The sequence below is a fragment of the Sphingomonas sandaracina genome (assembly GCF_036663695.1).
Lineage (GTDB): Bacteria > Pseudomonadota > Alphaproteobacteria > Sphingomonadales > Sphingomonadaceae > Sphingomonas.
Window position 1 is genome coordinate 97,267 of sequence record NZ_JAXOJK010000006.1, and the last position, 23,113, is coordinate 120,379.

General features: G+C 66.1%; 20 protein-coding genes. 11 read left to right on the forward strand and 9 right to left on the reverse strand.

Going from position 1 to position 23,113, the window contains the following annotated elements:
* Positions 1-23 precede the first annotated feature (23 nt).
* Positions 24-938: a KPN_02809 family neutral zinc metallopeptidase gene (ypfJ, locus tag U1707_RS16345; protein WP_332801124.1), complete on the reverse strand. Its 915-nt coding sequence runs from the start codon at positions 936-938 to the stop codon at positions 24-26.
* A gap of 102 nt (positions 939-1,040) precedes the next feature.
* Between ypfJ and U1707_RS16350 the strand changes: the two genes are divergently transcribed.
* Both U1707_RS16350 and U1707_RS16355 read left to right on the forward strand, forming a co-directional pair.
* A complete protein-coding gene (locus U1707_RS16350) occupies positions 1,041-1,826 on the forward strand; it encodes a 3-hydroxybutyrate dehydrogenase (protein ID WP_332801125.1) in 786 nt (261 codons plus the stop codon).
* A 113-nt stretch (positions 1,827-1,939) separates the two neighbouring features.
* Positions 1,940-2,548 carry a DUF4893 domain-containing protein gene (locus U1707_RS16355; protein WP_332801126.1) on the forward strand — a complete coding sequence of 203 codons (609 nt, stop codon included), beginning with the start codon at positions 1,940-1,942 and terminating at the stop codon, positions 2,546-2,548.
* A gap of 16 nt (positions 2,549-2,564) precedes the next feature.
* Here U1707_RS16355 and U1707_RS16360 read toward each other — a convergent pair whose 3' ends face one another.
* The 3 genes from U1707_RS16360 to U1707_RS16370 form a co-directional block, all read right to left on the reverse strand.
* Positions 2,565-3,191 carry a hypothetical protein gene (locus U1707_RS16360; protein ID WP_332801127.1) on the reverse strand — a complete coding sequence of 209 codons (627 nt, stop codon included), beginning with the start codon at positions 3,189-3,191 and terminating at the stop codon, positions 2,565-2,567.
* Between the two features lie 56 nt (positions 3,192-3,247).
* Positions 3,248-4,234: a cation diffusion facilitator family transporter gene (locus tag U1707_RS16365; protein WP_332801128.1), complete on the reverse strand. Its 987-nt coding sequence runs from the start codon at positions 4,232-4,234 to the stop codon at positions 3,248-3,250.
* Between the two features lie 246 nt (positions 4,235-4,480).
* Positions 4,481-4,645, reverse strand: a complete 165-nt coding sequence (locus U1707_RS16370) for a hypothetical protein (protein ID WP_164913371.1) — start codon at positions 4,643-4,645, stop codon at positions 4,481-4,483.
* 191 nt (positions 4,646-4,836) lie between these two features.
* Here U1707_RS16370 and U1707_RS16375 point away from each other — a divergent pair, with 191 nt between their 5' ends.
* Positions 4,837-6,219 carry a helix-turn-helix domain-containing protein gene (locus tag U1707_RS16375; protein ID WP_332801129.1) on the forward strand — a complete coding sequence of 461 codons (1,383 nt, stop codon included), beginning with the start codon at positions 4,837-4,839 and terminating at the stop codon, positions 6,217-6,219.
* Position 6,220: 1 nt separating this feature from the next.
* Here the strand turns inward: U1707_RS16375 and U1707_RS16380 are convergent, their stop codons facing one another.
* The 3 genes from U1707_RS16380 to U1707_RS16390 form a co-directional block, all read right to left on the reverse strand.
* Positions 6,221-7,168 (reverse strand): aldo/keto reductase, encoded by a 948-nt coding sequence (locus tag U1707_RS16380; RefSeq protein ID WP_332801130.1) that lies wholly within the window; start codon positions 7,166-7,168, stop codon positions 6,221-6,223.
* Entirely contained in the window at positions 7,165-7,377 is a 213-nt protein-coding gene (locus tag U1707_RS16385) for a hypothetical protein (protein ID WP_332801131.1), read from the reverse strand. The genes U1707_RS16380 and U1707_RS16385 overlap by 4 nt, the downstream gene beginning before the upstream one ends.
* A 114-nt stretch (positions 7,378-7,491) precedes the next feature.
* A complete protein-coding gene (locus U1707_RS16390; RefSeq protein ID WP_332801132.1) occupies positions 7,492-7,863 on the reverse strand; it encodes a hypothetical protein in 372 nt (123 codons plus the stop codon).
* Positions 7,864-8,034: 171 nt separating this feature from the next.
* Here U1707_RS16390 and U1707_RS16395 point away from each other — a divergent pair, with 171 nt between their 5' ends.
* The 5 genes from U1707_RS16395 to U1707_RS16415 all read left to right on the forward strand — a co-directional run bounded on the left by U1707_RS16395 (position 8,035) and on the right by U1707_RS16415 (position 15,805).
* Positions 8,035-8,988 carry an ArsR/SmtB family transcription factor gene (locus U1707_RS16395; RefSeq protein WP_332801133.1) on the forward strand — a complete coding sequence of 318 codons (954 nt, stop codon included), beginning with the start codon at positions 8,035-8,037 and terminating at the stop codon, positions 8,986-8,988.
* Positions 8,985-9,929, forward strand: coding sequence for a methylenetetrahydrofolate reductase (gene metF / locus U1707_RS16400; protein WP_332801134.1), 945 nt, complete (start codon positions 8,985-8,987; stop codon positions 9,927-9,929). Before U1707_RS16395 ends, metF begins: the two co-directional genes overlap by 4 nt.
* 127 nt (positions 9,930-10,056) lie before the next feature.
* Complete coding sequence (locus tag U1707_RS16405) at positions 10,057-11,115, forward strand: homocysteine S-methyltransferase family protein (protein WP_332801135.1); 1,059 nt, start codon at positions 10,057-10,059, stop codon at positions 11,113-11,115.
* Positions 11,116-11,242: 127 nt separating this feature from the next.
* On the forward strand, positions 11,243-13,960 hold the full coding sequence (gene metH, locus U1707_RS16410) for a methionine synthase (RefSeq protein WP_332801136.1): 2,718 nt from the start codon (positions 11,243-11,245) through the stop codon (positions 13,958-13,960).
* Between the two features lie 69 nt (positions 13,961-14,029).
* Positions 14,030-15,805: an SLC13 family permease gene (locus U1707_RS16415; protein ID WP_332801137.1), complete on the forward strand. Its 1,776-nt coding sequence runs from the start codon at positions 14,030-14,032 to the stop codon at positions 15,803-15,805.
* Positions 15,806-15,853: 48 nt separating this feature from the next.
* Here the strand turns inward: U1707_RS16415 and U1707_RS16420 are convergent, their stop codons facing one another.
* Positions 15,854-17,314 carry an aldehyde dehydrogenase family protein gene (locus tag U1707_RS16420; protein ID WP_332801243.1) on the reverse strand — a complete coding sequence of 487 codons (1,461 nt, stop codon included), beginning with the start codon at positions 17,312-17,314 and terminating at the stop codon, positions 15,854-15,856.
* A gap of 118 nt (positions 17,315-17,432) precedes the next feature.
* On the opposite strand from U1707_RS16420, the gene U1707_RS16425 reads away from it, so the two are divergent.
* The 3 genes from U1707_RS16425 (at position 17,433) to U1707_RS16435 (ending at position 20,491) form a co-directional block, all read left to right on the forward strand.
* A complete protein-coding gene (locus U1707_RS16425) occupies positions 17,433-18,410 on the forward strand; it encodes a quinone oxidoreductase family protein (protein WP_332801138.1) in 978 nt (325 codons plus the stop codon).
* Positions 18,411-18,473: 63 nt separating this feature from the next.
* A complete protein-coding gene (locus U1707_RS16430; protein WP_332801139.1) occupies positions 18,474-19,154 on the forward strand; it encodes a response regulator transcription factor in 681 nt (226 codons plus the stop codon).
* Positions 19,154-20,491, forward strand: coding sequence for a sensor histidine kinase (locus tag U1707_RS16435; RefSeq protein WP_332801140.1), 1,338 nt, complete (start codon positions 19,154-19,156; stop codon positions 20,489-20,491). Before U1707_RS16430 ends, U1707_RS16435 begins: the two co-directional genes overlap by 1 nt.
* A gap of 64 nt (positions 20,492-20,555) precedes the next feature.
* Here the strand turns inward: U1707_RS16435 and U1707_RS16440 are convergent, their stop codons facing one another.
* A complete protein-coding gene (locus tag U1707_RS16440; RefSeq protein WP_332801141.1) occupies positions 20,556-23,078 on the reverse strand; it encodes a TonB-dependent receptor in 2,523 nt (840 codons plus the stop codon).
* Positions 23,079-23,113 lie beyond the last annotated feature (35 nt).

Consider the following 23,113-nt stretch of genomic DNA (forward strand, 5'->3'; position numbering starts at 1 on the left):
CAGGGTAACCGAACGCAATCAGCTCAGATCGAACCCGAGAACGTGTCGCACTGCTGCGGATCGCCGCTGTCCAGACCGCGCTTCAGCCACGACTGGCGCTGTGCCGACGTCCCGTGGGTGAAGCTGTCCGGTACGACGCGACCCTGCGTTTCCTTCTGCAGCGTATCGTCGCCGATCGCCTGCGCGGCGGTCATCCCCTCCTGGATATCGCCCGCCTCGAGCCGCGACTTGTTCGCCGCCGCCCACACGCCGGCATAGCAATCCGCCTGGAGCTCCAGCCGAACCGACAGCGCGTTGCCCTCGGTCTCGCTCGCCTGCCGCTGCGCCTGCTGGACCTGCGCGTTGGTGCCGAGCAGCTTCTGGATATGATGGCCGAACTCGTGCGCGATCACGTAATCCTGCGCGAAGTCGCCCTCTGCCTTGAAGCGAGTCGACAGCTCGTTGAAGAAGCTCGTGTCGAGGTAGATGCCCTGGTCGGTCGGGCAATAGAACGGCCCCATCGCCGACTGCGCTGCGCCACAGCCCGAACGGCCGTTGCCGTCAAAGAACACCAGCTTGGGTGCTTCGAATCGCTGGCCGTTCTTCTGGAAGATCGCCTCCCAGGTGTTGTCGGCCGAGCTGAACGCGTTGCACGCCGCCTTGCTCTCAGGCGTCAGGTTGCAGCTCGATGCCGTATCGGTGCCGGCACGCGGCGATCCGCCTTGCGTCGTCGGCGCCGAGGACTGTCCGCCGCCGAGCAGCCCGCCGAGGCCGCCCATGCCGCCGAACACCGCCATCAGGATCAGCACGACGACGATCCCACCGCATCCGAAGCGGCTGCCGATCATCGGCAACAGCCCCATCAGTAGGCCTCCGCCGCCGCCGAAGCCGCCGCCTCCGCCGCCCGAGCCGCGCTGGTCCTCGACGTTGATGTTCGGATCGTAGTCGTCGAGCCGCATGATATGCCCCTTTTCGTTTCTGATTGGGAACGAAATGCGCAAGGTGGCGCTAGGGTTGCAAGGTCATTGTATCGGCCGAACGAGATACGCGAGGGAGTGCGCATGTTCCTGAAGGGCAAGACCGCGATCATCACCGGATCGACGTCGGGTATCGGGCTCGCCTACGCCAAGGCGTTCGCGGCCGAAGGCGCGGCGGTGATGCTCAACGGCTTCGGCGATGCCGACGCGATCGAGCGAGAGCGGGCGGCGTTGGCGGATGTCAGCGGGGCGGCGGCGCTGTACGATCCGGCCGACATGACCAAGCCCGACCAGATCGCCGCGATGGTCGCGCGCGCGGCGGCCGAGACCGGCAGCGTCGACATCGTCGTCAACAACGCGGGTATCCAGCATGTCGCGGGGATCGCCGACTTCCCCGTCGACAAGTTCGACGCGATCATCGCGATCAACCTGTCGTCTGCGTGGCACATGATGCGTGCCGCGGTGCCGCACATGCGCGCGAAGGGCTGGGGGCGGATCATCTCGACCGCGTCGGCGCATTCGCTGGTCGCGAGCCCGAACAAGTCCGCCTACGTCATGGCCAAGCACGCGATCGCCGGCCTGACCAAGACGATCGCGCTGGAGACCGCGACCGACGGGATCACGGTCAACTGCATCTCGCCAGGCTATGTCTGGACGCCGCTGGTCGAGAACCAGATTCCCGACACGATGGCGGCACGCGGGATGACGCGCGACCAGGTCATGAACGACGTGCTGCTGGCGGCGCAACCGACCAAGGAATTCGTCACGCCCGAACAGGTCGCGGCGTTCGCGCTGTTCCTGTGCCGGGACGAGGCAAAGGCGATCACCGGCGCGAACCTGTCGATGGATGGCGGATGGACCGCGGCATGAGCAGCCAGGGCGCTCGGGTCGTGAAAACCATTGCCGTTCAAGGCGATACGCGCATAACTCCGGGTATGCCAACGGGACATGAGACGATGCGAACCTGGGTCGGAACTGCGTGCATGATGGTGATGGCTTGCGGATCGACCGTCGTCGGTGCCGGGAGCGCGAGCGCCGATCGGGCGCAGTCCAGCCTGGATTGGCGCCGGGTGGCCACCCCCGCGGATCGCGCCCGGCTGCGCGGTTGGCGTACGGCGTGGGTCGATGCGCTGGCGCAGGTTGATCGGCAGGAGGTCGCGCGCGATCGGGTGCTCTTCGACCCGGACCGATCGCTGGTCGATCCGCTGCCGCCCGCGGGTGCGTATCGTTGCCGCACGTACAAGCTCGGCGCGCGCGCGGGCATCGGGCCGACCTTCACGATCTCTGGGTGGTTCGCGTGCCGGATCGGTGCGAGCGACGAAGGCGACGACGAGCGCGTGGTCAGCCTCGTCAAGCTCGACGGATCGCAGCGCCCGGTCGGCACGGTCTTTGCCGACACCGACGCGCGAGCGATCTTCCTGGGGACGATGGAGCTCGGCGACGAGACGCGACCGTTGCGCTATGGCCGCGACGCGAACCGCGACATGGCCGGGCTGATCGAGCGGATCGCCGCAAAGCGCTGGCGCGTGGTGCTGCCGTATCCCAAGTTCGAATCGCTGCTCGACGTGGTCGAACTCGTACCCGCGACTTAGCGGGTGGCGGCCAGCGTCAGGGAGCGGTTGCCGTTGCTATCTCGGGCACGGTCCCGGCGGGCCCCGCTACGCCAGGCGATCCGATCGGGCGCAGGCTTGCCAGATAGGCTGCGCCCCGCATCCCAACCGGGGTAACGCGGCCACCGTTTCCCGCCATCACGGCCTTCAGATACGAGCGTGGCTTCTTCATCAGTTTCGGCTGTTCCAACGCCGACAGGCCTACCAGCCGCGCCGCTTCCTTGACGAAGTGTACGCAATTATGGTCGCCGAGACGGTACACGCTGTCGGGCTTGCCTTCGCTCCACGCCTCGACCAGCCGCAACACGTCGAAATATTGCGCGTCGGTCATCACTACCGAGAACTGGGCGTCGCTGCCGGCGATATAGGTCGGCCTGGCGATATCGAGCTTCCCCGCAACGGGGCCCATCAACAATGCAGGCGACACCGATTTCGCGGTGAAGCCGGCATTCGCATCGACCGCCGCGCCGCCGCCATCGGGTATGCCGCGCAAGGTGAAGAACGTATGCGGAAAGCTGTTGCCGAGTTCGTGGCTCCAGAACGTGATCGTGACGGCGGCCTGCGCGGGAAGCGCGTACCCGACGCACAGGCAGAACAGGGCGATCAGGCGGAACATGTGTCTCATGCGCCGATGCTATCGCCGAAGTATCAGCGTTGCCAGCGAGATACGTCTGATTTGGATCAGCGTGGCATGGTAGTTTTGGCTTCCGCTGGCGCGGTCTTAGAAACGGCGGCCAAGGTCGCGTTCTCGCGTTTTTCGGGTCGGATATAGATTGACGACAGCGTCGGAACGGCTGCGCGCAATTGGGTCTCCATCGCCTCGATCATGGTCTCGCCTTCACCCATCGTCACCGCATCGTCGAAATCGGCGCTGATCGCCGCGAAGATGCTGTCGGGTGCGGTGTGGATCGTGCGGACATGGTTGACCGAGACGATCGCGGGGTGCGCGGCAACGATGCCGCGGATCGTGGCGATCACCGCCGGGTCGGCGCGCTCGCCGATCAGCAGGCCCTTCGATTCGCGCGCGAGCAGCACCGCGACCAATGCGAGGATCAGCCCGATCGCGATCGACGCGGCGCCGTCGATCCGCGGATCGTTGAACGCGTGGCTGGCCCAGATGCCGATCCCGGCGATGACGAGCCCCGCGAGCGCCGCGGAATCCTCGAACAGCACGATGAAGCCCGCCGGATCCTTCGACCGGTGGATCGCCGACCACCAGCCCATATCGCCCTTGGTCCTCGAGAATTCACGCACCGCGATCGTCCAGCTGCTGCCCTCGAGCGCGAACGAGATCGCGAGCACGACATAGTTGATCGTCGGGCTCGTCAATGGTTCGGGGTCCTGGATATGCCGCCAGCCTTCGAAGATCGACACGCCGGCGCCGATCGCAAAGATCAGGATCGCGACGACGAAGGCCCAGAAATACAGCTCGCGACCATAGCCGAACGGGTGCGCCTCGTCGGCGGGACGCTTGGCCTTGCGCTGGCCGTAGAGCAGCAGGACCTGATTGCCGCTGTCGACCACCGAGTGGAAACCTTCGGTCAGCATCGAGGACGATCCGGTCAGCCCGGCGGCGATGAATTTCGCCACGCCGATCCCGAGATTGGCGGCGAGGGCGCCGTACAGGACGATGTCGTCCTTGATGCGAGCGGTCAGTGTCTTGGCCATCCCGCGGTCCTACACGAGAGGGCGGGGTTGGAAAGGGGCCGGCATTTCGCCGCGCGATATGCATAGTCGGGCGTGAGGTCGACGGTGCTCTGGTAGGCGGACGTACCCGGCACCCCCGCTCCGTCATCCTGACTTTCGTCAGGATGACGAGCTACGACGGGTTCACCGTCATCTTAATAAGGAATACCCGCCGATGGACGAGCCATCGGCGGGTACCTTTCCTCCCCAGGAAACTCTTGAACGGGTTTAACCGAGCCGGCCGAGACGGTGGTACAACGCACTCATCCGCGTCAGCCGCTCATCGTCGATGGAGGTCTTGCTGATCATCTCGCCGAGCACTTCCTTCATCAATGCGAAGTCGTTGGTCGAGAAGACGGCGCGGGCGCGGGGTTGTTCGGTCGTGGTCTGCATGGCGTGCCTCCGTGAATGGCGAGCTTGTCTCTCTCTTTACAACGATTGCGTACCGAGAGAGGCGATGCAACGGTAATAGCGGCCGATGCGGGTGAGTTGGAATGTCCCATCGCACGGTGCCAGCGTCGCGGTGTCGGCCAGCCTTGTGCATTGGCTGTCGATCTGTAAACATCGTGACAGGAGGATCTGCAATGGCGGAACGGAAATTGCTGGCGGGGCACGCGATCCGGCGCTTGCGGCGCAGCGCGGGGCTTACCCAGGCGGCGATGGCCGACATGCTCGCGATCAGCCCCAGCTATCTCAATCTCGTCGAGCGCAACCAACGGCCGATTTCCGCGACGTTGCTGATCAAGCTCGCGGAGAGCTTCGATTTCGATCCGCGATCGCTCTCCGCGGCCGAGCCCGGCGGCGGCGCGGATGCGATCCGGCGGCGGCTGGCGGACCCGATGTTCGCCGATCTCGAGATAGACCGTAACGAAGTAGAGGAGTGGCTGGCGAGCGCCCCCGGCGGCGCGGCGGCGTTCGCGCGCGTGTTCGACCGGATCGGCGGCGGCGCGGTGGTCGAGGCGGGCGACGATCCGGTCACGCTGGTCCGCCGCGAGATCGAGCGCTGGCGCAATCATTTTGCCGATCTCGACGCCGCTGCCGAAGCACTGGCGGACGAACTGCGGCTCGGTGCGGGCGACCTGTACGGCGCGATCGCAGAGCGGTTGCGGTCACGACACGGCCTCACCATCCGCGTCCTGCCCGCCGACGTGCTCCCGGACATGTTGCGTCGGCTCGACCTGCATGCGCGCCAGTTGCAGCTCAGCGAGATGCTCGACCCCGCCTCGCGGACGTTCGCCGTCGCGTTTCAGCTCGGCCAGATCGAGGCGAAGGCGGAGATCGACGCGCTGGCCAAGGGCGCCGGCTTTATCGACCGCGCGGCGGAACGGCTGTATCGCCGCCACCTGCTAGGGTATTTCGCCGCAGCGCTGATGATGCCCTACGCCCGCTTCCTCCGTGCCTGCGAAACGACCGGGTACGACATCGAGCTGTTGCAACGGCGGTTCGGCGCGGGGTTCGAACAGGTCGCGCACCGGCTGACGACGTTACAGCGAGTCGGCGCGCGGGGCCTGCCGTTCTTCATGATCCGGATCGATCGCGCGGGGCAAGCCTCGAAGCGCTATCCCGGTGCGAGCGGCGCAGCGCTGGTCGAGGCAGACGGGCGTTGTCCGTTGTGGCGGTTGCATCATGCGTTCGACCGGCCGGGCAGCCTGATGGTGCAGCTGGTCGAGCTGGAAGATGGTGCGCGGTGGCTCACTATGGCGCGGACAGTGACGCCTCAGGGTAGTCGGTTCGGGGCGGTGCATGCCGAGTTCGCGATCGGGCTTGGCGTCGCGGCGGCGCAGGCGGGCGTGCTGGCGGCGGCGAGCGGGATCGATCTGGCGGGGCGGGCTATGCCGATCGGGCTTGGCTGTCGCGCGTGTTTCCGCAACGATTGCCCGCAGCGCTCGGTCGCTCCAGCGGGGCGGGCGCTGCTGATCAACGAGCGCGAACGCAGGACGTCCGCACTGACGTTCGCCGGCGACTAGGTCAGGCGCCCGCGTCGGTCAGGGCGTCGATCTGGTCCTTCGACAGTTCGAGGGTCATTGCCGGCAGGAGGTCCTCGATCTGCTTGACGCTCGTGGCGCTGGCGATCGACGCCGTGACGCCGGCTTGAGCAATCAGCCATGCCAGCGCGACTTGAGCGTGCGTCGCACCGGTGGCTTCGACTACCGAATCCATCGCGTCGAGAACGGCCTTGCCCTTGCCGTCGAGCAGTTCGCCCATCCTGCCGCCACGGACGCTCTGGCCTAGGTCGTCCTTGCTACGGTATTTGCCGGTCAGGAACCCCGAAGCGAGCCCGTAATAGGGCAGCACCCCGATGTTCTCGGTGACGCAGTAATCCTGCAATTCGCCCTCGAATTTGGTGCGGCTGACGAGGTTATATTCGGGCTGGAGCACGTGATAGCGCGGTAGGTCCGACGTCTTCGCGGCCTCGACCGCGGACTTCAGGCGTGCGGCGTGGAAGTTGGACGCCCCGATGACGCGGACCTTGCCGGCGTCGACGAGCTTGCCGAACGCTTCGAGCACGGCGTCCTGCGAGACCGAGTCGTCGTCCTGGTGTGCGTAATAGAGGTCGATGCGGTCGGTGCCGAGACGCTTCAGCGACGCGTCCGCAGCGGCGGCGATGCGAGCCGGGGCGAGCTTCTCGCCGCCTTCTCCGGGAAGCATGCCGACCTTGGTCGCGATCAGCACGTCGTCGCGCTTGCCGCTGACCTTCAACCACTCGCCGATCATGCTCTCGGATTCGCCACCCGTGTGACCGTCGACCCATGCGGAATAAGCGTCTGCGGTATCGATCATCGTCCCGCCACCGGCAACGAACGCATCGAGTACGGCAAAGCTGGCCGCGCGGTCGGCGGTCCAACCAAAAACGTTGCCGCCGAGGACGAGGGGGGCGATCTTCAGATCGGTCGAGCCGAGGCGGCGAAGGGTCATCGGGTCTGATCGCTTTGATTCGAGAGTGTTTCGGTATCGGGCGCGGCATCGCTTGGAGCGGTAGCCACGGCGTTCAGGTCGACGCTGTTCGCATCGAGCATTGCGGCGGCTTCGTTCAACTGGTGCGCTTCGTCGGCGGTGACCGCGCCGGGTTCGCTCGCGGGCGAGCACGCCGCAAGCGCTGAAGTAGCGAACAGCGCCCCCACCATCACACCGCCATGCCAACGAAAGCGGGCATCTTTACGTAAAGGTCGTCGCGACCAGAACCGGAAGATCCCGGCATTCGCCGGGGTGACGGAGGAGGGGGGGCGCCTTGGCAAAGCTTAGTCCTTGATCGCGTTGCCGGCGCGGGTCAGTGCGTTGCCGGTTGCGTCGGCGGCGCGGTCGGCACCGTTGGCGATCGATGCGCCTGCGCGGTCCGCACCGGCTTCGATCCGGTCGCCTGCACGGTCGGCCTTGACGTCGAGATGGTCAGTCGAGTTGTCGATCTTGGCGCCGGCGTTGTCGAGCGAGCGCTCGGCCGAACCGAGTGCGCGATCGCTGGCGGCGCTGACGTCGTCGACGGCGTTGGTAGTGGTGGCGCTCGCATCGGCGGCGATCGCGTTGGCGGCCTGTGCGCTCTGGTCCTGTGCGTTGTTGCTGCAGGCTGCGAGACCGGCGGTCAGGGCGAGGGCGGGGATCAGGAACTTCTTCATAGGTATCAACTCCCGTGGATGTTGTCTTGTGGACCAGCAAGTTCCCGGCCCATAGCGCAATCGAACGCGGATAAAGCGTTTCCGATCCGTCACGATCGAACGGTATGCGGTAAGTTGCAAACGCTTACGCCCGCGTTGACCTCATATAAAGATTTCTTTATATGATGAGTCATGACGATGGCGCTCGAAATCTTCCGTGCATTGGCGGACGCGACTCGGTTGCGGATCCTAGCGCTGCTGCGGCGGATGGAGCTGTCGGTCGGCGAACTCGCGCAGGTGCTCGGGCAGAGCCAGCCCCGCGTCTCCCGCCATGTGAAGATCCTCTGCGATGCCGGGCTTGCCGAGCGTCGCAAGGAGGGGAGCTGGGTGTTCGTCGCACTGGGTGCGCCGGACGTGGTCGAGCCGGTCGCGGGCGCGCTCGACGCCTGGGCGAAGGCCGAGCCGGATCATTGGGCGGTGGCGGATGCGGCGCGGCTTGCGGCAGTGCGCGCGGACCGTGCGGCGAGTGCGGCGGCCTGGTTCGAAGGGCATGCCGATGAGTGGGACGCCATCCGGTCGCTGCATGTCGCCGACAGCGAGGTCGAGGCGGCTATGGCAGCAGTGCTCGGCGACGCGCCGGTGGGCACGTTGATCGATATCGGCACGGGCACCGGGCGGATGCTTGAGCTGTTCGGCGGACAGGCCACCGTGGCTCTCGGGATCGATCGGAGTTCGGAGATGCTGCGTCTGGCGCGGGCTAAGTTGCACGACATGACCCATGCCGAGCTGCGCCAGGCGGACCTATACGCGCTGCCGATGGCGGATGCTGCGGCGGACGTCGCGATCCTGCACCATGTCCTGCATTTCGCGCAGCAACCCGGCGCCGCGGTGAGCGAGGCCGCGCGTGTCCTTGCGCCGGCCGGCCGGTTGCTGATCGCCGATTTCGCCAGCCACGACCGAGAGGACCTGCGGGTGCGCGACGCGCACACGCGCCTCGGGTTCGCGGACGAGCAGATGGCGGCATGGTTCGAGGCGGCGGGTCTGCAGACGGCGCGGATCGAGACGCTCGAGGGCGGTGAATTGACGGTGAAATTGTGGCTCGGCCGGAAGATCGGCGCGAGCTTGCGTGAGGTGAAGGCGGCATGACGAACATTTCGATCCCCCAATTGGCAGAAGCGCGCCGCGCGCTCGAAGAACCGTTGTTTGCGGATCTTGCCGGCGATGTCGGTATCAGCTTCGAATTCTTCCCACCGAAGACCGAGAAGATGGAGACGCAGCTTTGGGAGGCGATCCGTTCGCTGGAGCCGCTCGGCCCTGACTTCGTATCGGTGACCTATGGCGCGGGCGGGTCCACGCGCGAGCGGACGCATGCGACGGTCGCGCGAATCCAACGCGAGACGTCGATGAACGCGGCCGCGCACCTGACCTGTGTCGAGGCGACCAAGGCGGAGATCGATCAGGTCGCCGAGGAATATTGGGCGGCAGGCGTGCGTCACATCGTCGCGCTGCGTGGCGACATGCCGACCTTGGGCCAGCCCTATCAGGCGCATCCGGGCGGATATGAGAATGCGGCGGCGTTGGTGGCGGGTCTGCGGAAGCTGCACCCGTTCGAGATTTCGGTCGCGGCGTATCCCGAATGCCATCCGGAATCGGGCGGGCATGACGCGGATATTGACAATCTGAAGCGCAAGATCGACGCCGGTGCGACCCGCGCGATCACGCAGTTCTTCTTCTCGCCCGAGGCGTATTTCCGGTTTCGCGACCGGGTCGCGGCGGCGGGGATCACGGCGCAGATCCTGCCGGGAATCCTGCCGGTGTCGAACGTCGCGCAGACCCGGAAATTCGCGGGGTTGTGCGGTGCGGAGATTCCGGCGTGGATGGACCGGCTGTTCGAGGGGCTCGACGATCACCCCGCCGCGCGGCAACTGGTCGCGGCGACGATCGCGGCGGAGATGTGCCGGCGGCTGTATGCGGGCGGCGTGAAGGATTTCCACTTCTACACGCTCAACCGTGCGGAGCTGGCGTATGCGATCTGCCACATGCTGGGTGTACGTGCGAAGCCGAGCGAGAAGGTCGCTGCGGCGTAATTCTTCTCCCCTCCCGCGCGCGGGAGGGGCCGGGGGTGGGCTCGCGCTCGCCTCCAACGTTACCGCCCGAGGATAGCGGGCGCCCACCCCCAGCCCCTCCCGCTTGCGGGAGGGGGGAGTGAAAACGATGAATGTACGTGAACGTTTCAACGCGGAAGCTGCCAAGCGCATCCTGATCACCGATGGCGCATTCGGGACCGAGATCCAGAACTGGGAGCTCGACGAGGCGGCCTATGCGGGCGACCTGACGCTCACCCACGATCAGAAGGGTAACAACGACATCCTGGCGATCACCAAGCCGGAAGTGCCCGAGACGATCACCCGCGAGTATCTCGATGCCGGCTCGGACATCGTGTCGACCAACACGTTCAGCGCGAACGTGATCTCTCAGGCGGACTACGGTGCCGAGCATCTGGTGCGCGAGATCAACGTCGAGTCCGCCAAGATCGCACGGCGTCTCGTGACCGAATACGAAGCCAAGGACGGCCGTCCTCGCTTCGTCGCCGGTGCGATCGGGCCGACCAACAAGACGTTGTCGCTGTCGCCCGACGTCAACGATCCCGGCTACCGCGAGATCGACTTCGATTACCTCAAGGGCGTGTACCGCGAACAGATCGACGCGCTGCTGGAGGGCGGCGAGGGGGTCGGCGTCGACTTCATCCTGATCGAGACGGTGTTCGATACGCTGAACGCCAAGGCCGGGATCATGGCCGCGATCGAGGCGGGCGATGAACTGGGCCGAGACGTGCCGATCATGCTGTCGATGACGCTGACCGACCTTAGCGGGCGCAACCTGTCGGGGCATACGGTCGAGGCGTTCTGGCACGCGGTCCGGCATGCGAAGCCGATCACGATCGGGCTGAACTGCTCGTTCGGCGCGGAGCAGCTGCGGCCGCATGTGAAGACGCTGTCGGCGATCGCCGATACGCTGATCATGATCTATCCGAACGCCGGGCTTCCCAACGAACTCGGTGAATATGACGAGATGCCCGAGACGACGGCCGGGTTGGTCGGCGAGTGGGCGGTGGCCAAGCAGGTCAACGTGCTCGGTGGCTGCTGCGGGTCGACGCCGGCGCATATTAAGGCGATGGCGGACGGTGTGCGCGGGCTCGAACCGCGCGCGGTTGCGCGGCCGGAAGTGCGGACCAAGCTCGCCGGCCTCGAACCATTCACGATGGCGGCTTAGGCCACCGCTCCCTCTCCCCGTCGGGGAGAGGGCCGGGGTGAGGGGCGCCGCAAACGCTACCCTCCCCAACTACCCCTCACCCCAACCCTCTCCCCGGAGGGGAGAGGGAGCTAGAAGAACCAGACAGATGACCACCACCTCCTCCACCTCTTTCGTCAACATCGGCGAACGCACCAACGTCACCGGCTCGGCGCGCTTCAAGAAGCTGATCATGGCCGGCGACTATCCCGCCGCGGTCGAGGTTGCGCGCCAGCAAGTCGAAAGCGGCGCGCAGGTGCTCGACGTCAACATGGACGAGGGGCTGCTCGACGCGCATCACGCGATGACGACGTTCCTGAAACTGATTGCCGCCGAACCCGACATCGCGCGCATCCCGTTCATGGTCGACAGCTCGAAATGGAGCGTGATCGAGGCAGGGCTGAAGTGCGTCTCGGGCAAGCCGATCGTCAATTCGATCAGCATGAAGGAGGGCGAGGAGCAGTTCCTGGCGCAGGCCAAGAAGTGCATGGCGTACGGCGCTGCCGTCGTCGTGATGGCGTTCGACGAGGTCGGGCAGGCCGACACCAAGGACCGGAAGGTCGAGATCTGCGAGCGCGCCTACAAACTGCTCGTCGGCATCGGCTTCCCGCCCGAGGACATTATCTTCGATCCCAACGTGTTCGCGGTTGCGACGGGGATCGAGGAGCATAACAATTACGGCATCGACTTCATCGAGGCGTGCAAGGAGATCAAGACGCGCTGTCCGCACGTCCATATCTCGGGCGGGCTCTCGAACTTCAGCTTCTCGTTCCGCGGCAACGAGCCGGTTCGTCGCGCGATGCACAGCGTGTTCCTGTATTATGCGATCCCCGCGGGCATGGACATGGCGATCGTCAACGCCGGCCAGCTCGACATCTACGACGACATCGATCCCGAACTGCGCCAGGCGGTCGAGGACGTCGTGCTCAACAAGGACCCGGAAGCTGGCGACCGCCTCGTCGCGCTCGCCGAACGCTATCGCGGCACCGACGTGGTGGCGGAGAAGGCGGCGGCGGAATGGCGTTCGCTCGGCGTCAACAAGCGGCTCGAATATGCGCTGGTCAAGGGCATCGATCTCCACGTCGTCGAGGATACCGAGGAAGCGCGGCTTATCATCGCCGGCAATGGCGGACGCCCGATCGAGGTGATCGAGGGCCCGCTGATGGACGGCATGAACGTGGTCGGCGACCTGTTCGGCAGCGGCAAGATGTTCCTCCCGCAGGTCGTCAAGTCGGCGCGCGTGATGAAAAAGGCGGTCGCCCATCTGCTGCCGTATATCGAGGCGGCCAAGGAGCCCGGCGCGCGCGGCAAGGGCAAGATCATCATGGCGACCGTCAAGGGTGACGTCCATGACATCGGCAAGAACATCGTCGGCGTGGTGCTGCAGTGCAACGGCTTCGATGTGGTCGATCTCGGCGTCATGGTGCCGTGGTCGAAGATCCTCGAAGCCGCGAACGAGAACGACGCGGACATGATCGGGCTTAGCGGGCTGATCACGCCGTCGCTCGACGAGATGGTGACGGTCGCCGAGGAGATGAAGCGCGCGGGGATGACGATGCCGCTGCTGATCGGCGGCGCGACGACCTCGAAGGTGCATACGGCGCTCCGAATCGCGCCGGCGTATGACGGGCCGGTGGTGCATGTGCTCGACGCCAGTCGCGCGGTGGGTGTCGCGTCGACGCTCGTCAGCGACACGATCCGCGACGACTTCGTGACGAAGACGGCGGACGAGTACGAAGCGGTGCGGATCTCGCGCGCCAACAAGGGGCAGAGCGAGCTTTTGCCGCTGGCGACGGCACGGGAGCGCGGGTTCGTGGCAGACTTCGCGATGAAGCCGCCAGCGCCGGTGAAGCCCGGCGTGCACGTGTTCGCGGACTGGGACCTGACCGACCTTCGCGAGTATATCGACTGGACGCCGTTCTTCCGCGCCTGGGAACTGGCGGGCAACTTCCCGGCGATCCTGACCGACGAGGTCGTCGGCGAAAGCGCGAGTGCGCTGTACGCGGATGCCCAGGCGATGCTCGACACGATCGTCGCGGAGAAATGGCTGACGCCGCGCGGTGTGGTCGGACTGTGGCCGGCGCGCCGCGAAGGCGATGATGTCGTCGTTCTCGCTTCCCCCCTCCCGCAAGCGGGAGGGGCCGGGGGTGGGCTCGCGCTCTCCTCGACCGGCACGCCTGCGGATGGCGCGAGCCCACCCCCAAACCCCCTCCCGCAAGCGGGCGGGGGGGAAGAAGTAAGGCTCCCCATGCTCCGCCAGCAGATCGCCAAGCGCGAAGGCCGCGCCAACATGTGCCTCGCTGATTTCGTCGACACGCAAGACGACTGGTTCGGGGGGTTCGCGGTCGGCATCCACGGGATCGACGACCACATCGCGCGCTTCAAGGCTGGGCATGACGACTACAACGACATCCTGCTGAAGGCGCTGGCCGACCGGTTCGCCGAAGCGTTCGCCGAACGGCTCCACAAGCATGTCCGCCAGGAACTGTGGGGCTATGCGCCCGAGGAACAGCTGACCAACGACGCGCTGATCAAGGAACAGTATCGCGGCATCCGCCCGGCGCCGGGCTATCCCGCCTGCCCGGACCACAGCCTGAAGCCGATCCTGTTCGACCTGCTCGACGCGGAGACCGCGACCGGGCTGGAACTGACCGAGAGCTTCGCGATGTTCCCGACCGCGGCCGTCTCGGGTTTCTATTTCGGCCACCCGCAGGCCGAGTATTTCGGCGTCGCGCGCGTCGGTCGCGACCAGCTCGAGGACTATGCCGTGCGACGCGGCGCAGACCTCAAGACCGCAGAGCGCTGGCTTCGTCCTAACCTGGACTAAGGTGCGGGCGCGCGAGCGGAACATCCGCCGCGAGCCCGCGCTTACATCAGGTCAATCCGCGGAGACCCGATGACCCTTCCCCAGTATCTTTCGATCGCCACGCTGATCGGCATGATGGCGCTCTTCATCTGGGGTCGGTTCCGGTACGACGTCACCGCGATCCTGGCCTTGCTCGCCAGCATTGCGGTCGGGATCGTCAGCCCGAAGGACGCGTTCAAGGGCTTCTCGGACGACATCGTCATCATCGTCGGCTCGGCGCTGGTGATCTCGGCGGCGGTGCAACGCTCCGGCGTGATCGAACTCGCGCTCGCCAAGATTGCCAAGCGGGTGACGCGTGTCCGCTCGCAACTGCTCGTACTGACCGCGTCGGTCGGGTTCGCCTCCGCGCTGGTCAAGAATATCGGCGCACTGGCAATGCTGATGCCGGCCGCGTTCCAGATGGCGAAGAAGAACGACACGTCGCCTTCGGTATTCCTGATGCCGATGGCGTCGGCGTCGCTGCTCGGCGGGCTGATCACGTTGGTCGGGACGTCGCCGAACATCATCGTCAGCCGCGTGCGCGAACAGATGACCGGGCAGCCGTTCGGCATGTTCGACTATGCGCCGGTCGGGCTGGGCCTGACGCTGATGGGGCTGGTCTACCTGCGGTTCGCGTATCGGCTGCTGCCGCGCGATCGGCGTGCGGCGCCGACGATGGGCGAGGCGCTCGACATCAAGGGCTATGTGACCGAGGCGATGATCCCCGACGCATCGCCCGCGGTCGACGAGACGGTCGATGCGTTTCTCGACCGCCACGACCACGAGGTGACGATCACCCGCATCCTGCGCGCCGGGATGCGCAGCGCGCCGCACGAAAATACGCATTTGCGCGCCGGCGACACGCTGATCCTCGGCGGCGATCCCGATGCGCTCGAACGCGTCATCGCACGCGACCGGCTGAAGCTGGAAGGCGAGGATCGCGAAAAGGCCGATGAGGCGGACGACGACGAGGTCGGCGTGATCGAGGCGGTGATCAACGTCGGCTCGCAACTCGTCGGGCGCACCGCCGCGCGGTTGGCGTTGCAGGCGCGCTACGGTGTCAACCTGATCGCGATCTCGCGACAGGGCGAGCATCTGTCGCGTCGCCTCGCCAACACCGAATTGCGCGCCGGCGACGTGCTGGTGTTGCAGGGGCCGCTCGAGCAACTGCCGAGCAAGCTCCGCGATCTCGGGTGCCTTCCGCTGGCGCAGCGCGAATTGCGGCTCGGCCTGTCGAAGCGGACGTGGCTGCCGATCGCCATCCTCGCGGTGGCGATGAGCGCGACGGCGATGGGGTACGTGCCGGTGGCGGTCGCGTTCTTCGCGGCGGCGGGCCTGATCATGGCGACCGGCGTGTTGCCGGTGCGCGAGGCGTATGATCATGTCGAATGGCCGATCCTGATCATGCTCGGCGCGCTGATTCCGGTCAGCGATTCGCTGCGTACGACCGGCGCATCTGAGGTGATCGCGACGTGGCTGTCGTCGACCGCGGCGACGTTGCCGCCTTGGGGCGCGGTCGCGCTGATCCTGGCGGCGGCAATGGCGGTGACGCCGTTCCTCAACAATGCCGCGACGGTGCTGGTGATGGCACCGATCGCCGCGACCTTTGCCGGCGATCTCGGGTTTCGGCCCGAGGCGTTCCTGATGGCGACCGCGGTCGGCGCGGGGTGCGATTTCCTGACCCCGATCGGGCACCAGTGCAACACGCTGGTGATGGGTCCGGGCGGGTACAGGTTCGGCGATTACGCGCGTCTGGGGGCACCGCTGTCGCTGCTCGTGCTACTGGTTGGAACCCCCCTGATCGTCGCGGTCTGGCCGGTGCATTGAGTCACCCGTCATCCTGACGAAAGTCAGGGTGACGGGTGATTTCAGGCGTTAGGCGCCAGCTTCCGCCGGCTTTCCTTCACGAACGTCGCCCGGCAGGCCAGTTATCGTCTTCACCTCCATGAAGTCGGTGAGGCCATAGCGGCCGTTCTCGCGACCGTTACCCGACTGCTTATACCCCCCGAACGGCGCGCCGATGTCCGGGCTCCACGAGTTTATCGTCACCAGCCCCGCGCGTAATTTCGGCGCGACCTTCGCCGCCGCCGCTGGATCGCCCGAGATCGTCGCCGACAGCCCGTATTCGGTCGCGTTGGCGATGCGGATGCCCTCGTTCTGATCGGCGTACGACGTGATCGTCGCGACCGGGCCGAACGTCTCCTCCTGGGCGATCCGCATGTCGGGACGTACGTCGGTGAACAGCGTCGGCTGGATATAATATCCCGCGTTGCGTCCGTCCGGCCGCCCGACGCCACCCGTCACCAGCGTCGCGCCTTCGTCGATCGCCGACTGGATCAGGCCCTGGATCTTGTCGAACTGCGCCTTGTTGACGACCGGGCCGATATGCTGGCCCATCTCTGCGGGGTCTCCGACCTTGGTCTGCTCCATCATCGACTTCACGATCGCGGTCGCCTCGGCCACCTGGCTCGCATGCACCAGCAGCCGCGTCGGCGCGATGCAGCTCTGCCCCGAATTGGCGAGCACGCCCGCCACCGTCGGCGGCAGCACGGTGGCGAGATCGGATCCCTCCAGCACGAGGTTCGCCGCCTTTCCGCCAAGCTCCTGATGCACGCGCTTGACCGTCGGTGCTGCCGCCAGCGCGACCGCGATGCCCGCCCGCGTCGAGCCGGTGAAGCTGACCATGTCGACGTCGCGATGCGCGCAGAGTGCCGCGCCGACGCCGGGCCCGTCGCCGTTGACGAGGTTGAAGACGCCCGCCGGCACGCCTGCCGCATCCATGATCTCCGCCAGGATCACCGCGCAGGACGGCGCTTCCTCGGACGGTTTCAGGATCATCGTGTCGCCCGCGGCGATCGCGGGAGCGACCTTCGCGCAGATCTGGTTCAGCGGCCAGTTCCACGGCGTGATCATCGCGACAACGCCGAGCGGCTCGTGCACGACGGTCGCCTTGCCGATGACTTCCGAGAACTCGAACGCCGCCAGCGCCTTGGCGGTCGCCGAGAAATGCGCGAGGCCCGTGGGTGCCTGTGCCATCGAGGCGAGCGCCATCGGTGCGCCCATCTCCTGCGACATCGCCTTCGCCAGGTCGGGCATCCGCGCCTTATATTCGGTCATGATCCGGCCGAGCACATCGAGCCGCTCCTGCACGCTCGTCTGGCTCCAGCTCTCGAACGCGGAGCGTGCCGCGGCCACCGCCTTGTCGACGTCGGCGGCGGTGCCGAGCGTGATCTCGGTGCAGGGTTGCTCGGTCGACGGGTCGATCACCTGATAGACGGTGCCGCCCTCGCTATCGACCCACGCGCCGTCGATATACTGCTTCAGATAGCTTTTCATCATGCCTCTCCCCATCGTGTTGCTACGATTTATCGGGCGAAGGAATGGGCTCGCCGCCGATCGGTTGCAACCCGAAACGCGTCGGGTAGGGTGGCCCGAAATTCATCAGGAGGCCGGCATGGCGAGAGTGGCATTCATCGAGAAGACCGGCGGCCCCGAGGTCATCCAGTGGCACGACGTCGAACTGCCACCGCCTGGCAAAGGCGAAGTCTGGATGCGCAACACCGCGGTCGGGCTGAACTACATCGACACCTATCACCGCAGCGGCGTGTACCCCGTCGACCTGCCCTCGGGACTGGGTAGCGAGGCCGCGGGCGTTGTGATGGCGGTCGGCGAAGGTGTCACCGGGTTCGCGCCCGGCGACCGTGTCGGCACCTTCGGCCCGTCGCGTGGCGCCTATGCGACCGAGCGTAACGTCCCCGCCAAGGATCTCTTCAAGCTGCCGGACAAACTGGACGACCGCACCGCGGCGGCGATGCTGCTCAAAGGCTGCACCGCCGAGTTCCTGATCGAGCGCTGCGCCAAGGTGCAGGCTGGCCAGACCGTGCTCGTCCACGCGGCAGCGGGCGGCGTCGGCCACATTCTCGTCGGCTGGCTGAAGGCGATCGGCGCGACCGTCATCGCCAGCGTCGGCAGCCAGGACAAGGCGGAGCGGACGCGCAAGGCCGGCGCCGATCATGTCATCGTCCACACGTCCGAGGACATCGCCGCGCGGGTTCGCGAGATCACCGACGGCAGGGGCGTTCCCGTGGTCCTCGATGGCGTCGGCGGCGCGACGTGGGCGGCATCGCTCGACAGTGCGGCGCGGCGCGGTCTGATCGTCAGCTACGGCAATGCGGGCGGGGTGGTCGACTGCGTCAACCTGGGCATTCTCGCGCGCAAAGGCTCGCTGTTCGTGACGCGGCCGACGCTGTTCGATTACTACGTTATGCCCGAAGAAAAGCAGGCCGGTATCGCACGGCTGTTCGCGATGCTCGACAGCGGCGCGATCATGCCTGAGATCGGGCAGACCTTTGCCCTCGAAGACGCTGCCGACGCACACCGCGCGGTCGAGAGCGGCGACACCTGGGGAAGCACGCTGCTGCTGCCGGAATAGACGGGCGACTTTGCGTGGCAGGCGAATCGCGGTACGGCAGAGACCCTTTTCGGCGAGATGACGATGAGCCTGAACGTGCTGCTGGTCGAGGACGATGCCGTGTTCGCACGAGGCATGGCGGAGGAGTTGCGCGGCTTCGGCCACCGCATCACCGTGGCGCCGAACGGTCGTGATGCGCTGGCGGCGGTCGACAGCGAACCGTTCGACGCGGTGGTGCTCGACCGGATGCTGCCCAAGGTCGATGGCATATCGGTGCTCGAACGGTTGCGCGGCGGCAACATCACGTTGCCGGTGATTATGCTCACTGCGCTCGGCCGCTCGGTTGAAAAGGTCGAGGGATTGCAGGCGGGGGCGGACGATTACGTCGTCAAGCCGATCGACGCGGCCGAACTCGACGCGCGGCTTGGCGCCGTCGTGCGCGGGCGCGGATGGACCGGAGGCAGCGCCGACACGATCCGCGCCGGCGACATCACCGTCAGCCCGACCAAGTTCCGCGCATGGCGCGACGGCATCGCGCTCGACCTCGGCCGGCTGGAATTCAAGCTGCTCAGCGAGTTCGTCGCCAACGCCGATGCGGTGCTGACCCGGGCAATGCTCGTCGAGCGCGTCTGGGGGTATGATTTCGCGCCGACCACCAACATCGTCGACGTCTATGTCCGGCATCTGCGCGTGAAGCTGACGGCCGCGGGCGGCGAGGATCCGATCCTGACGGTCCGCGGCGTCGGCTATCTGTTGCGCGGCTGATGCCGTTCCGGTCGTTGCGCGCGTTGACGCTGGCGTTCCTCATCGCCTTCCTCATCGCGACGATCGGCACCGGGATCGCCATCCACACGGCAACACAGCAGACGATCGAACGCCTGGTCGATCGTCGTATCGAGGTAGTCAGTGACGAGGTCGCGGGAACATCCGGCGATCGCAGCCCGGAGGAGATCGTTCGCCGGATAAACGCAGCGACCGGCCAACGCGATACCGGCGATATCGGCTTGTTGCTGCTCGACACGGACGGACGTCGGTTGGGCGGGAACATTGCTCTCAAGCGCCGTCTGCCGATCGGCTTTTCGACGGTCGCCCTGAAGGATCGGATCGAGGGTCTATCGGCAGGACGCGCCTTGGTCCGCGATGTCGGGCGCGGCATGACGCTGGCGACGATCGCCGAGACCGAGCCGTTCGACGATTACAATGCTGCCCGCGTCCGCATCTACTTCCTCGGGTTCGGTTCGATCGTGCTGATCGTGGTCGGCGGCTTGTTGTTCTTCGTCGTCACGATCCGGCGGCGGATCGGCGAGACGCGGCGGACGGTCGAGGCGATCATTGACGGCGACATGGCACGGCGTGTGCCGATCCACCCGTCCGGCGGCGAGTTCGCGCAACAGGCGATGGCGTTCAACCGCATGCTCGACCGCATCTCGGACTTGATGGCCAGCATCAGCAATGTCTCCAACGACATCGCGCACGACCTGCGCACGCCGCTGGCCAGGCTGCGGGGCCAACTTGCGCTGGCATTGCGCCGGGCGCAGACGCAGGCGCAGCGCGACGATCTCGAAGCGGCCATCGCAATGAGCGACGAGTTGCTCGAGATGTTCGCGGCGATGCTGCGGATCGCCGAGGTCGAGGGCGGCGACCGTCGCGCGGCGTTCGCAGCGCTCGATCTGGCGGCGGTGGCGGACGAGATCGCGACGATGATGCAGCCGGTGGTGGCCGATGGTGACCGAACGCTGGTTCTTCATTCTGCGGACCCGGCGGGGATCGTCGGCGATCGCCACTTGCTGGGCCAGATGCTCGTGAACCTTATCGAGAACGCGCTTCGTCACACGCCGCCGCGTACCCGCATCGAGATCGGCGTCACGATGACCGGCACCGATGCTGTTCTCACCGTAGCCGATACGGGCCCCGGCATTCCGGCGGACCAGCGCAAGCTGGCGTTGCGGCGGTTCGGACGGCTCGACGCCAGCCGGCACGACGAAGGCCATGGCCTGGGCCTGCCCCTGATCGACGCCATCGTCCGGCTTCACCGCGGTACGATCGTCCTCGAAGACGCAGCCCCCGGATTGCGCGTGGTCATCACGATTCCCAGGAGCTGAAACGACGAAACCCGGACAGGCTTGGCGCCTGCCCGGGTCCTTCGTCTCCCCCGGGGGGCGGGGATCAGAACTTGACCGAAGCCTCCATGCCATACGTCCGCGGCGCATTGAAATTGCCGTAGTCGCCCAGCACGTTGCTGATGCTGCCCGACGTCGTGCTCGTTGTCGGTGAGCCAGGCAGGCTGTTCGACGGATCGCGGCGGAACACATACTGCTTGTCGAACAGGTTGCGGACCCAGGCGGAAATCGTCAGCGCGTTGCTGCCGCCGACCTGGATGTTGGCCAGCGCCAGGCGGGCGTTGGCGATGAACGCCGGATCGTTCTTGGTCGCGAACTGATCGAAGGTCTGCGTGGCCTGCGAATAGTTGCCGTCGAGATGGAACTTCACGTCCAGATCGCCGACCGGCATCGTGTAGTCGATCGCGCCGTTGGCGGCGTTGCGCGGCGTGAAGACGATGTAGAAGTTCTGGTAGACACCGGTCGACGCGATCAGCACCGGCGGAATCTTGGTGTAGGTGTACGCATAGCCCGCGGTCAGCGTCAGGCCGGTGACCGGCTGCACCGTCAAATCCGCCTCGATCCCGCGGATCTTCGTGATGCCGGGCGCATTGATTGTCACGAGGTTATTGAAGCTGCCGGTCGCCGTCGTCTGGATCGAGCTGATGTCGACCTGGCTGTTCTTGCGGTCCATGATGTAACCGGCGAGGTTCAGGCGTGCGCGGTGATCCCAGAAATCGGTCTTCGCGCCGATCTCGTACGACTTCACGTCCTCGGGGTTGAACGTCTGATAGTTCGACGTGCGCGAGCTGGCACCGCCGGCGCGGTAGCCGGTTGCGTATTTCGCATAGAGGTGGACCGTATCGCTGGCGTCATAGGCGAGCGTCGCCATCGGATTGAAGCGGTTCCAGCTGGCGTCGAGCGGCTTGTAACCGGCCGCGGTCAGTTGGGCCGTGGTCGCCGTGTCGTAGTTCAGGTTGCGCGAATAATGCAGCACGCCCTGTTTTTCGTCGTGCGTGTAGCGGCCGCCCGCGGTCAGATGGATCGCGTCGGTCGCGTTCCAGGTTACCTGTCCGTAGCCTGCATAGCTCTTGGAGAAGACTTCCGACGCACGATCGATCGAGCGGCACCCCTCCTGCGAGCCGAACCCGCCCGAACCGATGCACGGGTCGAGCACCGTGATCGTCGACAGCGTCGAATTGAACGCTAGCGAGTTCGGCGTCGCCGCGTCGTCGCTGATGTGTTCATTAAAGTAATACAGGCCGGCGACGTAGTCGATCTGGCCGACGGTGCCGACCGCCTGGAATTCCTGGCTGAACTGGTTCTGATGCAGGTTCGCGAGGCTGTAGCGGCTGAAGTTGCAGGCGCTGCCCGTGCAACCGGCGGAGACGACCGGGACGCGGTGATAGCCGCCGCTATTGTCCCACTGCGATGCGCTGACGCCGCGCCATGCGGTGATCGAGCGCAGTTCGATCTCCGGTGCGACATCCCAACGGATGTTCGAGGTGAAGCCGTGCGTCTTGTCGATGCTCGGCTGCTGCGGCACGCCGATATCGGCGACCTTCGCGCGGCTGCTGCCGTTGACGACGACCTGGCTCGGGAGGGGCTTCACCGTCCCGGTCAGCGTCGTGTAGTTCGTGCCCGGCAGCGAGCAGGCGGACGACGCGGCCTGCGCGCCCGCCTGGCAGTTGTTCGGATTGTAGTTCAGCAACTGGCTGTAGAAGGGACTGTTGGAGTCGTAGCCATTGTCGTAGCTGAAGTCGGCGGTCATGCCGGAGATCGGGTGGACACGCGCGGTCGCCTTGAAGCCTCGGCGATCATAATAGTTGAAGCCGGTCTGGCCGGCGAGCGGGTTCTTGGTCGTCGCGCCCTGATACTGGACGACGCCGTCGAGTTTCAGCGACACGCCGTAGACCTCGGGAAGGTCCAGGCGCAGCGCGCCATTATAGCCGCCATAGTTCGCGATGCCCGCGGTCGCGCTGCCGCCCCATTTGCCGCTCGGGCCCTTGGTGACGATGCTGAGCGCGCCGCCTTCGGTGTTGCGGCCGAACAGCGTGCCCTGTGGGCCCTTGAGGACCTCGATCCGGTCGACGTCGAACAGCGCGGCGTTCAGGCCGTGCTGGCGACCGAGATACACGCCGTCGATGTAGATGCCGACACCCTGCTCACGCGCGGGCTGGTTCGCGTCGAGCGGCACGATGCCGCGGATGCCGATCGTCAGCGCGGACTGGCGCGCCTCGAACGTCGCGACGCGCAACGAGGGAACTGCGCCATCGGCGAGATCATACAGGCTCTGGACGTGACGGTCGGTCAACGCCTGGCTGCTGAGCACGTTGATCGCGATCGGCGTCTTCTGCAGGTTCGTCTCGCGCTTGGTCGCGGTGACGACGATCTCGCCGAGACCGGTCTGGTCGGCGGGGGCGGCGGCGGGCGCTGCTGCCTGATCGGTGGGTGTCGCCGGCGCGGGGGCGACTGCCGTCGTATCCTGGGCAACCGCCGGATCAGCCTGTGCAAGAGCAGGCGACGCAATCGCCATGGTCAGCGCGGCGCCGGTCAGCAACCGCACGCGCAGGCTTGCTGCATTCAACATCTAGATTTCCCTTTTCAGACACCTTTGCCTTGAAG